This window comes from Alloalcanivorax gelatiniphagus (genome assembly GCF_005938655.1).
Lineage (GTDB): Bacteria > Pseudomonadota > Gammaproteobacteria > Pseudomonadales > Alcanivoracaceae > Alloalcanivorax > Alloalcanivorax gelatiniphagus.
Genome location: NZ_VCQT01000029.1, coordinates 39,172 through 54,844, shown reverse-complemented (window position 1 = coordinate 54,844; position 15,673 = coordinate 39,172). Strand labels below are relative to the sequence as shown.

Sequence of the window (15,673 nt, the reverse complement as noted above, 5' to 3'; positions counted from 1 at the left end):
ACCACCAGCCCGATGCCCAGGACGTACAGCAGCAGGTCCTGGTCCATGTGCGCGTAGATGCTGCCGTCCCGTTAGGCGATGTCGGAGGCGGCAGTGAACAGGGTGTCGAAGGCGTTGCCGCCGATGATGCCGCCCACCGCCAGGCTGAGCAGCGGGGATTGCTGTAAAAACTGGATGCACACCTCCCTCGTCGGGTTCCGGGAGTGGCCAGTCTAGCGACACGGGCGGGGGCAACACATACAGCGGGTTTACACTTTTTCTACACGCTTTCTACAGTTCGCCGCCCTCGCTGTGGGCATCATTTACAGCAATTAATTTTATGAGCAAGAGGACAGGACATGCCCTCGGTGAAACTGTGCTGTTTGCTGGGTGCCGCGATCGGGGCGGGCCTGGCGGTGTTGACCTCTCCGGTGGCCCACGCCGCCGATGAGCGCGCCGATCCGCGCGGCTGGAACGCCTCCGCCATGGGGGTCTATGTGTTCGAGGACCAGGACCGCAACGACGTGGATTACGGCACCGGCCTGCGTTTCGGGCTGGGGCGGCAGATCAGCGAGCATTGGGATCTGGAGTGGCAGGGCTTCGGCAATTCCCTGGAGCGCGACCGCGCCTCCGGCCAGCACTGGCAGTACGGGCTGGGCGCCGATGCGCTGCGCTATATGTATCGGGAGGGGCCGTCTCCCTATCTGCTGGTGGGCGGCGGCGGGGTCTATACCGACTCCAACCGGGGCACCGACACCAACGCCTTCGTCAACGCCGGCGCCGGCCTGCACTTCCGTGATATCTGGGGCAGCATGGGCCTGCGCATGGAACTGCGCTACGTGCTCGACTTCTCCGACGATGGCAGCGGCAACGAGCCGTTTCACGACGTGCGCGCCCTGGTGGGGCTGACCTTTCCGCTGTTCGGTGGCGGCAATTACGAAACCCGTGTGATCGAACGCGAGCGGGTGGTGGTGAAGCCGGTGCCGATGGCGCCGCCGGAAGTGCTGCAGGGGGTGAACTTCGAGTTTGATTCCGCCCGTCTCACGCCCAACGCCAGGACCGTGCTGCGGGAAGTGGCCGAGCGGCTGCGGGCCTACCCCAACAGTGAGGTGGAAATCGGCGGGCACACCGACTCCACCGGTTCGGCGAGTTACAACCAGTCCCTGTCGGAGCGGCGCGCCGCCTCCGTGCGCGACTTTCTGATTGACCAGGGCGTGGACCCGGGCCGCCTCACGGCGGTGGGGTATGGCGCCACCCGGCCGGTGGACGACAACCGCACCGAGCAGGGCCGGGAGCGTAACCGCCGCATCGAGATGCGGCGCATGAACTGAGCCGGCGGCGGCTCAGTCGGTCTCCTCGATGCCGCCGAGAAAGCGGCCCAGATAGTCGTTGACGGTGTCGGCGGCTTCCATCTGTATCCAGTGCCCTACATCGTCCAGCAGCACGATGTCGGTGAGGTTGTCCATCAACTCGGGCATACGCTTGAGGGCACGGCCGGCGAACTGGATCACCGGATCTTCCTTGCCGGCCAGAAAGAATGCCGGTGGATGGATGCGTTCGCGGCCGTCCGCCCGTTGCTGCTCCCAGGACAGATCCATGGCCCGGTACCAGTTGATCGGGCCGGTCATCCCGCTGCGCTCGAAACTGTCCACGTACACATCCAGATCCGCTTCCGTCATCCAGGAGGGCTGCGGGCCCTGGGGCCGCTGAAGGATATCCAGCAGGCCGGTGGCGTTGCCGTGGGTGCGGTGTTTCTCCTTCATGCCCGGGCCGGAGAGCGCATGGTACATGCGGCGCAGGAAGTCGCGCAGATCCGCTTCCAGCTCGCGCTCCGGCACCTCGGGTTGCTGAAAATACAGCTGATAGAAGAAGCGGTCGCCGAAGGCGGCGCGCATCTGCTCGGTGGGCGGTTTGGGGCCGATGCCCGGGTAGGGCACGGACAGACCGGCCACCGCCAGTACCCGTTCCGGCGCCTGCCGGGCCACCTGCCAGGCCAGGGCGCAGCCCCAGTCATGGCCCACCACCCGGGCCCGCGGCGCGCCGAAGGCATCGAGAATGGCCAGCACATCGCTGACCAGAATGTCCTGGCGGTAGGCGTCGGCTTCCTTGGGGGCGGCGCTGCGCCCGTAACCGCGCAGGTCCGGGGCCAGCACATGGAAACCCTGGTCGGCCAGATAGGGCATTTGATAGCGCCAGGAATAGCCGCACTCGGGAAAGCCGTGCAGCATGATCACCACCGGCGCGGAGGGATCGCCGGCGCTGCGTACCAGAAAGTCCAGGCCATTGGCCTGCACCCGTTGTTCCTTGATGGGGGTCATAAAGATTCCTTGAGTGCTTAGCCGGCGTCGGCCAGGTGGCCGCCGAAGCGGTCGCGCAGGTGGCGTTTGGAGACCTTGCCGGTGGCGGTGTGCGGCAGTTCATCCACGAACAGTACGTCGTCGGGCAACTGCCATTTGGCGATCTCCGTGGCCATGTGGTCGAGCAGCGCCTGTTTGTCCGGCTGGCTGCCGGGGCGTGGCACCACGATCAGCAGCGGCCGTTCATCCCACTTCGGATGGGGCACGCCGATCACCGCGCATTCGGCCACGTCCGGATGGGCGGCGGCCAGGTTCTCCAGGTCGATGGAACTGATCCACTCGCCGCCGGATTTGATCAGGTCCTTGGCCCGGTCGACGATATGCAGCACGCCGTCCTCGGTGAGCGACGCCATGTCGCCGGTGGCGAACCAGCCGTCCTTGTCGAACGCCTTGGCGGTGGCTTCCTCGTTGTTGAAGTAGGCGCTGATCACGGTGGGGCCTTTCACATACAGCTCGCCCACCGCCTCGCCGTCCTGGGCCACTTCCTGGCCATCGTCGCCGACCAGCTTCATGCGCACCCCGAACAGGCGGCGGCCGGCGCTGCTCTTGATGTCCAGCCGCTGCTCCAGGGGCAGCTGATCCTCGCCTTCCACCAGCACGCCCATGCTGCCGGTGGGGTTCATTTCGGTCATCCCCCAGCCCTGCATGGCCTGGATGCCATAGTCCTGCTCGAACGCACGCAGCATGCTGCGCGGCGGTGCCGAACCGCCAATCAAAATCTGGCGCAGGTCGCCGGGTTTGCGGCCGCGCTGCTTCATCTCGGCGAGCAGGCCCATCCAGACCGTGGGCACGCCCCAGGCGCCGGTGACGTCCTCCTGATCCATCAGCTCGAACAGGCTGGCGCCGTCCAGGGCGGCGCCGGGCATGATCAGCGAACAGCCGGTGAGCGGTGCCGCGTAGGGCAGGCCCCAGGCGTTGACATGGAACATGGGCACCACCGGCAGCAGACGGTCGCCGACGCGGAACACGCCGTTGGAGCCGGCCATGGTAAACAGCGCCTGCAGCAGGCAGGAGCGGTGGGAATAGAGCGCCCCCTTGGGGTTGCCGGTGGTGCCGGAGGTGTAACACAGCGCGCAGGCGGTGTTCTCGTCCAGTTCCGGCCAGTCATAGGTTTCCGGCTGGCCGTCCAGTTGCTCTTCGTAGCAGAGCAGGTCGTCACCCTCCGGCATGTGTTGCCGGTCGGTCATCGCCACATAGCGGGTGTGTGCCGGGAACTGGTCGCGCAGGCCGGTGATCAGCGGCGTGAAGGTGGTATCGAAGAACATCAGGCTGTCGTCGGCATGGTTGACGATGTACGCCATCTGATCCGCCGGCAGCCGTGGATTGATGGTATGGCAGACGGCGCCGATAGCGGCGATGGCGTAGTAAAGCTCCAGATGGCGGTAGCCGTTCCAGGCGATGGTGGCCACCCGGTCGCCGGGTTTGACCCCCAACGCCACCAGGGCGTGGGCCAGTTGCGCCACCCGCCGGCGGGTCTGGCGGTAGGTCTGGCGGTGAATGCCACCTTCCACGGTGGCGGACACCACCTCCGCCTTGGGGTGCACCTGGGCGGCGTACTCCAATACGTCGATCAGCGTCAGAGGTGCGTCCATCATCAGCCCGTTGTGCATGGTTCTCTCCCGAATCGGTTCTGTTTGTTTTTTTAAACAACCATTTTGAAAATTGGTTTGGAGCAATTCATACCGGGGCCTCGAAAGAGGGTCAAGGAGGTTCGGGAAAATTTCACACGCGGTGTTACCTCGGGTAACAGCACGGTCCGGGGCCCGCCACGAAGAAACGCATAATCAGGGAATAAGTTGTCATGTTTTTCCGGTCTCGGGGCCATGGGCAAACGTCCCGCGGCGCCATCCATCGGGCCATACAGGGCCTGGAAAGCCGATTTTTCGAGGCCAGCGCGTGTTCCGCGCTTTGATTCACCGCGCTGGCGTGATTGTCCGGTTGCCCGTCGCAATCGAACATTGCCGTGTCGGGCCCGGGCGTTCATGCTGAAAGCAGCACCACGCTTGGGATTCAGGCGGATTAAGGAGCACCGTATTGACCTAAGTGGGCGCCGTTCAGTGCCCCTTTTTCGACCCTGAAGAAGGCGCTCGGAAAAGACCGGAAATGGCACTGGACAGGATTATTTTCGTGCGCACATACTAAAAGGTATGTCGGCGCCGGGACCTTTGAGAGGCTTGCCGGCGATTCTTTGATGACGGAACTGAAGCGCAAAAAAAACAATCAACGCGCGGGCTTTAAGAACCATAACGTGGGCGCTGGAACGAGCAGATCGGCGCTGACACGGACAGTAAACAAAAACGCATTAAGGTGTCCCGCTCAATGGCGGCCACCAAGGTGAAATGCCGGTCCGCTTCGTGACACTCGGGCGCCGGCAGTACAACAACAATCGTGGAGAGCGTCATGTTGAAATCCTTTTTCACCCTTATCGCCGCCTCGCTGCTGCTGGTAGGTACCGCCAGCGCCGCCGAGACCGTGAAACTTGCCCTGATCGATCCGCTCACCGGCCCCATGGCCGGCGCCGGCCAGCCGGCTCTGGAGCACCTCAAGTTTGAAGCCAAACGCATCAACGCCAACGGCGGCATCGCCGGCAAACAGCTGGAAATCGTTGGCCTGGACAACAAGGTGAACCCGCAGGAGAGCCTGATTCAGCTGCAGAAAGCCATCGACGGTGGCATCCAGTACATCACCCAGGGCAACGGCTCCTCGGTGGCTTCCGCGCTGATCGGCGCGGTGGAAAAACACAATCAGCGCAACCCCGGCAAGGAAGTTCTGTACATGAACTACGCCGCGGTGGACCCGTCCTTCACCAACGATCGCTGCTCGTTCTGGCATTTCCGGTTCGATGCCAACGCGGACATGAAAATGAACGCGCTGACCACCTACATCGCCGAGAACAAGGACATCAAGAAGGTGTACCTGATCAACCAGGACTACAGCTTCGGTCACGCGGTTTCCGATGCGGCGCGCAAGATGCTCGCCGAGAAACGCCCGGACATCGAAATCGTCGGTAACGACTTCCACCCCCTGGCCAAGGTGAAGGACTTCACCCCCTACATCTCCAAGATCCAGTCCTCCGGCGCCGACGCGGTGATCAGCGGTAACTGGGGCCAGGACATCACCCTGCTGGTGAAAGCCGCCGCCGAATTCGGCCTGGATGCACCTTTCTACACCTACTACGGCGCCAGCTCCGGCGTGGTCACCCAACTGGGCGACAAGGGCGTGGGTCGGATCTACCAGATCAACGAGTACTACGGTGACTTCGATGACGAGGAAATGGCCAAGCGTCAGGTCAACATGTACAAAGAGACCGGCTGGGACTTCTACTACCTGCGTTTGAGCACCATGCTCGACATGTTCAAGAAAGCCGCCGACAAGGCCGGTTCCACCGATCCCGTGGCCGTGGCCAAGGCAATGGAAGGCATGAGCCTGGAAACCCCCACCGGTGAAGTGGTGATGCGCGCCGAGGATCACCAGATCCAGCTGCCCATGTTCATCTCCGTAATGCAGGATGACATGAAGTACGGCGCCGAAGGCACCGACTACAACTTCCACAAGGTGGCACGCATCGACCGTGATGAAGTCACCCTGCCCACCACCTGTCGCATGCGCCGTCCCAAGTAACACGGCCCCGCGACTCTCCGTGATCGTGCAGTAGGGGCAGCGGCGCAAGCCGCTGCTCCGGGAGCCTTGTCATGCTCGAACTTGTGATTTTTTCGGCCCTGAATGGTGTGTTGTACGGCCTTTTGCTGTTCATGCTGTCCAGCGGTCTTACCCTGATTTTCTCCATGATGGGCGTGCTTAACTTTGCCCATGCCAGCTTCTACATGTTGGGCGCGTATTTCGCCTACACCCTGGGGATGTACACCGGCTTCTGGCCGGCATTGATTCTCGCGCCGCTGTTGGTTGGCGCGCTTGGTGCGCTGGTGGAGCGCTTCGGCCTGCGCCGGGTGCACGCCAATGGCCACGTGGCGGAGCTGCTGTTTACCTTCGGCCTGGCCTACGTTATCGACGAGCTGGTGCAGATGATTTGGGGCACCGTGGCGGTGGCCTACCGTGAACCGTCCTATATGCGCGAGCCGCTGTTCACCCTGTTCGGCACCGATTATTCGATTTTCCGGGGCGTGGTGATTCTGATCTCCATCCTGATGTTCATCGCGCTGTGGTACCTGCTCAAGAAGACCCGCGTTGGCATGATGATCCGTGCCGCTCTGACCCACGGCGAAATGGTGGGCCACCTTGGCCACAACGTGCCGCGGCTGTTCATGGGCGTGTTCGGTTTCGGCTGCGCGCTGGCGGCGCTGGCCGGGGTGATCGGCGGTCCGCTGCTGGCCACCGAGCCGGGCATGGCCGCCACCCTGGGCCCGATCGTGTTCGTGGTGGTGGTGGTGGGTGGCATGGGCTCACTGCAGGGGGCTTTCTACGCGTCCTTGCTGATCGGCCTGCTGCAGACGTTCTTCGTCGCCATCAACGCCTCCCTGGCGGATGTCTTCAACGCCCTGGGCGCCAACCTGGACCCCTATGGCGAGGTGGGCCGTATTTCCCTGGCCACCCTGGCGCCGATGACGCCGTTCATCCTGCTGGTGCTGATCCTGATCTTCCGGCCCCGCGGTCTGATGGGGGAACTTGAACCATGAGCCAGGACATAATCGCACCCATGCAACGTCCAAAATCCCGCACCTCCCTGCGTGGCCTGGTGCCCTGGGTGGTGTTCGCCGCGGCGTTGCTGCTGCTGCCGGTGTTTTTCTCCGGCAACAGTACCGCCTTTACCCTGCTCAACGTGATCGGCATCAATATCGTCTTCGCGTTGTCCTACAACATGCTGCTCGGTCAGGGCGGCATGCTGTCCTTCGGCCACGCGGTGTTTTTCGGGCTGGGCAGCTACGCCGCCATGCACGCCATGATCGCCATCGACGAGGCGTCCTATGCCGGCGAGGGCTTCTGGGCCCATGTGCCGGTGCTGGGCATGCCGCTGGTGGGCATGATCGCCGGTGGCCTGGTGGCGCTGGTGCTGGGCTGGCCGTTCTGCCGCCGGGCCGGCACCGCCTTCGCCATGATCACCCTGGGTCTGGGCGAGATGGTGGCCGCCGCCGGGCAGATGTTCCCCTCCCTGTTCGGCGGTGAGGCGGGCATCTACGGCAACCGTATGGTCGGGCCGCAATGGTTTGGTCTGGAGCTGGCGCAGTCCTCGGACGTGTACTGGTTTATCGCGTTCTGGACCTTCGCCGCCGTGTTCGCCATGTGGGCGTTCACCCGCACGCCGCTGGGCCGGCTGTCCAACGCCGTGCGTGATAACCCGGACCGTCTGCAGTTCATCGGCTACCCGCCGCGCAATGTCCGCTTCATGATCTTTATCGCCTCCGGTGCCTTTGGTGGCCTGGCCGGCGGCATGGCGGCGGTGAACTACGAGATCATCACACCGGAAGCCCTGGGTCTGATTCCGTCCGGTCTGGCGCTGCTGATGGCCGCCGTGGGTGGGCTCGGGGTGTTCTACGGCCCGATCGTCGGCGCCGTGGTGGTGACCCTGATGAACTCCATGCTCAGTGATTACACCGATGCTTCCATTCTCTACGTGGGGCTGGTGTTCCTGGCCATCGTGATGTTTGCGCCGCGCGGTCTCGGCGGTGGCATCGAACAGGTACGCGTGGCCTGGCGCGAGGGCGAGCTGGGCCAGCGCCTGCCGGGCTGGCTGAGCGGTGCCCTGGCGGTGGGCATGATCATCGTCGGTCTGGTGGTGCTGGTGGAGTTGACGTTCCAGATCACCCACGGCGATGACGAATTCGCCCATGTGTTCGGTGTGGATTTCGACGCCGCTTCCCTGTGGGGCTGGCTCACCGTGGTGGTGTTGCTGGTTGCCGGCGGTCTGATCAAACGCGCCACCAATAAGCTGCGGGAGGGCCAGGAATGAGCGCACTGTCGATCAAGGGGCTGACCAAGAGTTTCGGTCCCGCCGAAGTGATCTGCGGCGTCGACCTGGACGTGGCGGACAATGAAGTACACGCGGTGATCGGCCCCAACGGGGCCGGCAAATCCACCTTTTTCAACCTGCTGTCCGGCGCGTTCGCGCCCACCGATGGCGAAATCTATCTGCACGGCGACCGCATCAATGGTCTGAGCCCGGACAAGATCCAGCAGCGCGGGCTGTCCCGGTCGTTCCAGGTCAGCAACGTGTTCGGCAATCTGTCGGTGTACGAGAACCTGCGCTGTGCCTGTTTCAAGCAGGCTCACTCCGGTTACGTGTTCTGGCGTCCCGCGTCCAAGGTGCGGGCCGCCAACCAGCGTGCCGAGGAGGTACTTGAAATGATTGGTCTGCAGGAGCTGCGTGACGTGCCGGCGGGGGCGTTGCCCTATGCCAGCCAGCGCGCCCTGGAGATCGGCATGACCATCGCCTGCGACGCCAGCGTGGTGCTGCTCGACGAGCCCACCGCCGGTATGAGCAACACCGAAACCACCCAGGCCATCAACCTGATTCGTCAGGTGGCCGAGGGCCGCACCCTGATGATCGTGGAACACGACATGGGCGTGGTGTTCGAGCTGGCGGACCGCATCTCGGTGCTGGTGTACGGCAAGATCATCGCCACCGGTAAGCCGGAGGAAATCCGCAACGACCCGCGGGTGAAGGAAGCTTATCTCGGCGAGGAGGCGGCGTAATGCTGGAAGTCAACGATTTGCACGCATACTACGGGAAGAGCCACATCCTCAACGGGGTCAACTTTTCCATGAAGGAAGGCGAAGTGGTGGCGCTGCTGGGCCGTAATGGCGTGGGCCGCTCCACCACCGTCAAGGCGATCATGGGCGAAGTGCCGCCGCAGGGTTCGATCCGTTTCCACGGCGAGGAAATCGCCGGTCTGCCGAACCATCGGATTGCCCGCAAGGGCCTGGGCTATGTGCCGGAGAACCGGGATATCTTCCCGACTCTGACGGTACGTCAGAACCTGGAACTGGGCATCAAAAGCACCCGCCGGCCGGGCAAATGGAAGGTGGAGCAGTTTATGGAGATGTTCCCCAACCTGGCGCGGCGGGCGGATTCGCCGGCGGGCGTGCTGTCCGGTGGCGAGAAACAGATGCTGACCATCAGCCGTACTCTGATGGGTGATCCGGAACTGATCATGATCGACGAGCCCACCGAAGGGCTGGCGCCGTTGATCGTCAAGCAGATCGGCGAGCTGATTTCCGAGATCGCCCGGGCCGGGGTGTCGATTCTGCTGGTGGAACAGAAGCTGTCCATCGCCATGGATATCTCCCATCGGGTACTGGTGATGGGGCATGGTCAGATCGTATTTGAAGGTACTCCCGAGGAGCTACGCGCCGACGAGGCCACGCGCAAGGAGTGGCTGGAAGTATAAGAGAGTTTTTGGTTCCATCGTCAATGGGCTGGCCCGCTTCGGCGGGCCTTTTTTATTGCCCTGGCGGCCGGCACCGGTTGCCGTAGTGTCTGTTCACGCTCGGGCGACGGCGGCGACGTCACGCTGGGCACTGAACATACGATAGATAACAACAATCAGGAGAGCTCCATGTTGAAAGCGCTTGTATCCATATTCACCACCACCGTTTTGCTGGCCGGCACGGCCAGCGCGGACACCGTCCGTATTGCTCTGATTGATCCGCTCACCGGGCCCATGGCCGCCGCCGGCCAGTCGGCGATCGACCATCTCAATTTTCACGCCAAGACCATCAATGCCAATGGCGGCATCAATGGCGATAAGATCGAAATCGTCGGCATGGACAACAAGGTCAACCCCCAGGAAACCCTGGTCCAGTTCCAGAAAGCCGTGGATAACGGCATCCGCTATGTGACCCAGGGCATGGGTTCATCCGTTGGCTCCGCCTTGCTGACCGCGGTGAACAAACACAACGCCCGCAACCCGGGCAAGGAAGTGCTCTACCTGAACATGGCGGCGGTGGACCCGGCCTTCACCAACGAGCGCTGTTCGTTCTGGCATTTCCGGTTCGATGCCCACGTGGACATGAAAATGAACGCCATGACCAGCTGGATTCAAGGTCGTGACGACATCAAGAAGGTCTACCTGATCAACCAGGACTACAGCTTTGGTCGGGCGGTGGCCGAGGCCGCCACCAAGATGCTCAAGGAAAAGCGCCCGGACATCGAAATCGTCGGACAGGATTTCCATCCGTTGGCCAAGGTGAAGGATTTCACGCCTTATGTATCCAAGATCCAGTCCTCCGGCGCCGACGCCGTGATCACCGGTAACTGGGGCCAGGACATCACCTTGCTGGTCAAGGCCGCCGCCGACTACGGCGTGGATTTGCCGTTCCTGACCTACTACGGCGCCATGGCCGGTGTTGTCACCCAGGTCGGCGAAGCCGGGGTGGACCGTATCTATCAGGTCAACGAGTACTACGGTGATTTTGATGACCCGGACATGGCCGACCAGCAAGTGGCCATGTACGAACAGACCGGCTGGGACTACTACTGGCTGCGTCTTTCCACCATGCTCGACATGCTGCAGAAAGCCGCCGATAAAGCGGGCAGCACGGACCCGGTGAAGGTGGCCTTCGCCATGGAAGGGCTCGAGGTGGATACTCCCACCGGCAAAGTGATGATGCGCAAGCAAGACCATCAGATGCAGATGCCGCTGTTCATCTCCGTGCTCAAGGACGATATGAAATACGGCGCCGAAGGCACCGACTTCAATTTCCACAAGATCGCGGAAATCAGCCGCGACGAAGTGTCTCTGCCGAGCACCTGCAAGATGCGCCGGCCGGATAACGCCTGATCGCCGGCCAGCGCTGGCCCGTGGGGGCCGAGCGATAAAGGCCTCATCGGGCCGCATCGCTCAGGCCTCCGCCAAGCGCTTTGTACAGCGCCACCGCGTTGCTGAACTCACCACGGCGCAGGTCCAGCAGAGTTTGCCGGGCGGCGTACAGCTGGCGTTGGGCGTCGAGCAGTTCGAGCCGGCTATCGACACCGGACCGGTAACGCAGAGTGGACAGTTCCACCCGGCGAGTGGCGCCGGCCACCACTCGTTTCTGCGCCTCGATCTGGCGGCTGAACGTTTCTCGCCCGGCGAGACCGTCGGCCACCTCCCGGAAGGCGACCTGAATGGTGCGTTCATAGTCCGCCACCGCGCTTGATTTACGCACTTCGGACAGGCGCCGCTCGGCGCGCAGTCGGCCATGCTGGAATAACGGCTGCGTGATTTGTGGTGAAAAACTCCAAACCCGCTGCTGGCCGTCGAACAGGTTGCCCATGGCCGGGCTGGCATAGCCGAACGACGCGGTCAGCGACAGGCGTGGAAAGAACGCCGCCCGCGCGGCCCCGATGTCCGCGTTGGCGGCCCTCATCAGTTGTTCCGCCCGGCGGATATCCGGCCGGTGCGTCAGCAGGTCCGAGGGCAGGCCGGCGGGCAGTTGCGTCATCACGGGCTGCTGGTCCAGCGGCAAGCCATCGGGAAGATCCGAGGGAGGCCCCACACCGACCAGTAACCGCAGCGCGTTTTGAGCCCGCAGCCATTCCCGTTGCCGGGCCTCAAGGTCTGCCTCCGCGGTGGCCACCTGGCTCTCCGCCTGTACCACCTCCAGTTCTCCGCTCTGCCGGGCTTGTTTCAGCAAGCGGGCCAGTTGCAGCGATTGCCGCCAGTCCTCAAGGGTTTGTTCGGCCAGATCCGTCTGTTCCCGGGCCAGCCTTTCGCCCAGGTAGGCGTCGGCCACCGCCGCCACCAGCGAGATGCGCGCCGCGCGATACCCTTCTTCACTGGCGAAATAGCGGGCCAGGGCGGCTTGCGACAGGGCTCGCACCCGCCCGAACAGGTCCACCTCGAAAGCGCTCAGGCCGATGTTCACGCCGACCTGTTCGTTCACCGTGGACGGTTGCGCCGGCGTCGTCTCGTTATTGGCGGCGGTGCGCTGGCGCGTTATGCCGCCGCTGGCCTCGATGCCCGGTAAAAGGGCGGCGTTCTGGATACGGTACTGGGCCTGTACCGCCTGGACGTTGAGCATCGCCACGCGCAGGTCACGGTTATTTTCCATGGCCAACTCGATCAGACGCCGCAGGCGCGGGTCCCGGAACATGGCCCGCCATGCAATATCGCCAGCGGTGGCGGCGTGGCTTTCCGATGGCTCGCCGGGAAATGCAGTCGGTACCGGGGGCGCGGGCTTGATCAGCTCCGGTGTCAGAGTGCACCCGCACAGGGTCAGCATGATGGGCAGAATGATTCGCCGCATGACATCAAGGCTCCTGGTCATGATCGGATAGCGACGAGGAGGCACCACGGGTGCTATGCCAGCCCCGCAAGCGTTCTCTCAGGTCCATCACGAAAACAAAGAATGCCGGGACAAAGAGAATGACCAGCACGGTGCCGCTGACCATGCCGCCGAATACCCCGGTGCCGATGGCATGCTGGGTCTTGGCGCTGGCGCCGAACGCCACCATCAGTGGCCCCACGCCCAGGCCGAAGGCCAGGGAGGTCATCAGAATGGGCCGCAGGCGCAGTCTGGCCGCCTCCACGGCGGCCTCCCTCAGCCCCCGGCCCTGGTCATGCAATTGCTTGGCGAACTCCACGATCAGAATGGCATTCTTGGCGGATAACCCGATCACGGTGACCATGCCGACCTTGAAGAAGACATCGTTGGGCAAATCGCGCAGCAGCATGGCGGCCACCGCGCCCAGCAGTCCCAGCGGCACCACCAGGATCACCGACAGCGGAATGGACCAGCTTTCATAGAGCGCGGCCAATACCAGAAACACCGCCAGAATGGACAGGCCGACCAACATCGGCGCCTGGGCGGCGGACTGGCGCTCCTGAAGGGACTGGCCGGTCCAGGCCACGGCGAAGCCCGGCGGCAGTTGCCGCGCCATACGTTCCATCTCCGCCATCGCCTCGCCGGTGGAGGCGCCGCTGGCGGCTCTGCCGGAAAGGCTGGTGGCCGGATAGCCCAGGTAGCGCATCATCTGTAGCGGTGTTTGATCCCACACCGGGGTGACCACCTCCGACAGTGGCACCATGCCTCCGCGCACATTCCTTACCTGCAGCTTGAGCACGTCGTCGACCTGCATGCGCGCGGCGGCGTCCGCTTGCATGATGACCTGCTGCATGCGGCCCTGGTTGGGAAAATCGTTGATGTAGGACGACCCCATGGCGGTGGACAGGATCTCACTGATGTTGGCGAACGATACGCCCAACGCCTCGGCCTTCTGTCGATCAATGTCCAGACGAAGGCTGGCGCCCTCCGGCAGGCCATCGGCAAGGACATTGCTCACCACCTTGCTTTGCGCGGCCAGCTCAACCAGCCTGTCCTCGGCGGCCTGCAACGCCGCCGGTCCCTGATTGCGTCGATCCTGCAGGAACAGGGTGAAGCCGGACTTGGTGCCGAGTTCATCAATGGCCGGCGGCAGCACGATCATCACCGTGCCTTCGTTCAGTGCGTTCATGGCCTGCTGCGCGGCGTCCGCCTCGCTGGCCGCCGTGACACCCTGGCGTTGACCCCAATCCTTGAGCATGGTGAACGTCTGTGCCGCATTGCCGCCGGAGCCGGAGAAGCCGAAGCCGAGAATCGACATGTTGCCGTCCACCGCCGGCCGCGACATGACGTAAGCTTCATAGGCCTTGACCACATCAAGCGTGCGCTCGCTGGTGGCGTTGGCGGGTAACTGGATACTCGCCATGAAATAGCCCTGGTCTTCTTCCGGCAGAAAAGACGACGGCAACTGCCGGAAGGCCAGCATCAGCACGCCCACCAGCAACAGGAAAATCAGCATCATGCGGCCACTGCGGGCGACCACCCCGGTGACCTGTCCTTGATAGCGACCGGTGAGGCGTTCGAAGGCGCTGTTGAAGCCGCCGAAGAAACCACGCCGCGCCTGGTGTCCCGGCCGCACGGGAGCGAGCAGGCTGGCGCACAGCGCCGGCGTCAGCGTCAGGGCCAGGAACGCGGAAAACAGAATCGAGACCACCATGGCCAGCGCAAACTGCTTATAGATCACGCCCACCGAACCGCTTGAAAAAGCCATGGGAATGAACACCACGGTCAGTACCAGAGTGATGCCCACCACCGCGCCGGTGATTTCGCTCATCGCCTTGATGGTGGCGTCCTTGGGCGACAGTCCCTCCCTGGCCATAATGCGCTCCACGTTCTCCACCACCACGATGGCGTCGTCGACGATGATGCCGATGGCCAGCACCATGCCGAACATGGTCAGGACGTTGATGGAAAAGCCGGCCAGCAACATGACCGTGAAGGTGCCGAGCAGTGCCACCGGCGCCACCAGAGCGGGAATCAGGGTGTAACGGATTTTCTGCAGGAATAGCAGCATCACCAGGAACACCAGCACCATCGCCTCGATCAGCGTATGGATGACCTTCTCGATGGAGGCCTTCACGAATGGCGCCGTATCGAAGGGAATCGAGTAGTTCATGCCCGCCGGCAGGCTGTGACTCAAGCTGGCCATTCGTGCGCGCACGGCCTCGGCGGTACGGACCGCATTGGCACCGGGCGCCAGTTGTATCGCCGCCGCTGTGGCCGGCTGGCCATTCTCCCGGTTGGAGAATCCATAGGATTGGGCGCCCAGTTCCACCCGCGCCACGTCGCCGAGCACCACGCTGGAACCGTCCACATTGGCGCGCAGCACGATGGCGGCGAATTGCTCCGGCGTGCTCAGTTGTCCCCGGGCCGTCAACACCGTGGTGACCTTCTGGCCGGGGAGGGCCGGAGACGCGCCCACGCTGCCGGGAACGATCTGTGCGTTCTGCTCGGTGATGGCGGTGGAGAGGTCGTTGACGGACAGATCGTGGGCGATCAGCTTGTCCGGGTCGATCCAGATCCGCATGGCCTGCTCTGCGCCGAACAGCTGCACACGGCCGACCCCATCGATGCGCCGCAGCTCTTCCACGATATTGCGCGCCATGTAATCGTTCAGCGCCAGTTCATCAAAACGCCCGTCATCGGAATTCAGGCCCACGATCATCAGGAAGCTGGACGAGGCGGACTCGACGCTCAGGCCGTCCTGGCGCACCGCTTGCGGTAACCGGGGCTCGATGGCCTTGAGCCGGTTCTGCACATCCACCTGGGCCAGCTCCGGGTCGGTGCCGGGCTTGAAGGTGGCGGTAACCGACGCCGACCCGGAAGAGTCCGACGAAGACTCGAAATACAGCAGATGCCGGACACCGGATAACTCCCGCTCGATCAGCGTGACCACCGCATCGTTCATGGTCTGCGGCGTGGCGCCGGGGTAGGTGGCGCTGATGGTCACCGACGGCGGTGCCACCGACGGGTAGTGGGCGACCGGCAATTTCGGAATCGCCGTGACGCCCAGCAGGATGATGAACAGCGCGATCACCCATGCGAACACCGGGCGCTGGATGAAGAAGCGGGGCATTTCG

At 63.3% G+C, this 15,673-nt stretch carries 11 protein-coding genes; 7 read left to right on the top strand and 4 right to left on the bottom strand.

Annotation, left to right across the window (positions count from 1 at the left end):
* The first annotated feature begins 338 nt into the window (after positions 1–338).
* Positions 339–1,310 carry an OmpA family protein gene (locus FGS76_RS09270; RefSeq protein WP_138772357.1) on the top strand — a complete coding sequence of 324 codons (972 nt, stop codon included), beginning with the start codon at positions 339–341 and terminating at the stop codon, positions 1,308–1,310.
* Between the two features lie 12 nt (positions 1,311–1,322).
* Here FGS76_RS09270 and FGS76_RS09265 read toward each other — a convergent pair whose 3' ends face one another.
* Together FGS76_RS09265 and FGS76_RS09260 are read right to left on the bottom strand one after the other, a co-directional pair.
* A complete protein-coding gene (locus tag FGS76_RS09265; protein ID WP_138772356.1) occupies positions 1,323–2,297 on the bottom strand; it encodes an alpha/beta fold hydrolase in 975 nt (324 codons plus the stop codon).
* 17 nt (positions 2,298–2,314) lie between these two features.
* On the bottom strand, positions 2,315–3,946 hold the full coding sequence (locus tag FGS76_RS09260) for a long-chain fatty acid--CoA ligase (RefSeq protein WP_138772355.1): 1,632 nt from the start codon (positions 3,944–3,946) through the stop codon (positions 2,315–2,317).
* Positions 3,947–4,736: 790 nt separating this feature from the next.
* Between FGS76_RS09260 and FGS76_RS09255 the strand changes: the two genes are divergently transcribed.
* From FGS76_RS09255 to FGS76_RS09230, 6 genes are all read left to right on the top strand, one after another.
* On the top strand, positions 4,737–5,957 hold the full coding sequence (locus tag FGS76_RS09255; RefSeq protein ID WP_138772354.1) for a branched-chain amino acid ABC transporter substrate-binding protein: 1,221 nt from the start codon (positions 4,737–4,739) through the stop codon (positions 5,955–5,957).
* A gap of 71 nt (positions 5,958–6,028) precedes the next feature.
* Entirely contained in the window at positions 6,029–6,970 is a 942-nt protein-coding gene (locus FGS76_RS09250; RefSeq protein ID WP_138772353.1) for a branched-chain amino acid ABC transporter permease, read from the top strand.
* Positions 6,971–6,990: 20 nt separating this feature from the next.
* Positions 6,991–8,241, top strand: a complete 1,251-nt coding sequence (locus tag FGS76_RS09245) for a branched-chain amino acid ABC transporter permease (protein WP_240692487.1) — start codon at positions 6,991–6,993, stop codon at positions 8,239–8,241.
* Positions 8,238–8,984 carry an ABC transporter ATP-binding protein gene (locus tag FGS76_RS09240; protein ID WP_138772351.1) on the top strand — a complete coding sequence of 249 codons (747 nt, stop codon included), beginning with the start codon at positions 8,238–8,240 and terminating at the stop codon, positions 8,982–8,984. The genes FGS76_RS09245 and FGS76_RS09240 overlap by 4 nt, the downstream gene beginning before the upstream one ends.
* Positions 8,984–9,679, top strand: coding sequence for an ABC transporter ATP-binding protein (locus FGS76_RS09235; protein WP_138772350.1), 696 nt, complete (start codon positions 8,984–8,986; stop codon positions 9,677–9,679). The genes FGS76_RS09240 and FGS76_RS09235 overlap by 1 nt, the downstream gene beginning before the upstream one ends.
* Before the next feature lie 168 nt (positions 9,680–9,847).
* Positions 9,848–11,071, top strand: a complete 1,224-nt coding sequence (locus FGS76_RS09230) for a branched-chain amino acid ABC transporter substrate-binding protein (protein ID WP_138772349.1) — start codon at positions 9,848–9,850, stop codon at positions 11,069–11,071.
* A 43-nt stretch (positions 11,072–11,114) separates the two neighbouring features.
* Here the strand turns inward: FGS76_RS09230 and FGS76_RS09225 are convergent, their stop codons facing one another.
* A complete protein-coding gene (locus FGS76_RS09225; RefSeq protein WP_138772348.1) occupies positions 11,115–12,518 on the bottom strand; it encodes an efflux transporter outer membrane subunit in 1,404 nt (467 codons plus the stop codon).
* A 4-nt stretch (positions 12,519–12,522) separates the two neighbouring features.
* Entirely contained in the window at positions 12,523–15,669 is a 3,147-nt protein-coding gene (locus FGS76_RS09220) for a multidrug efflux RND transporter permease subunit (RefSeq protein WP_138772347.1), read from the bottom strand.
* Positions 15,670–15,673: the final 4 nt, after the last annotated feature.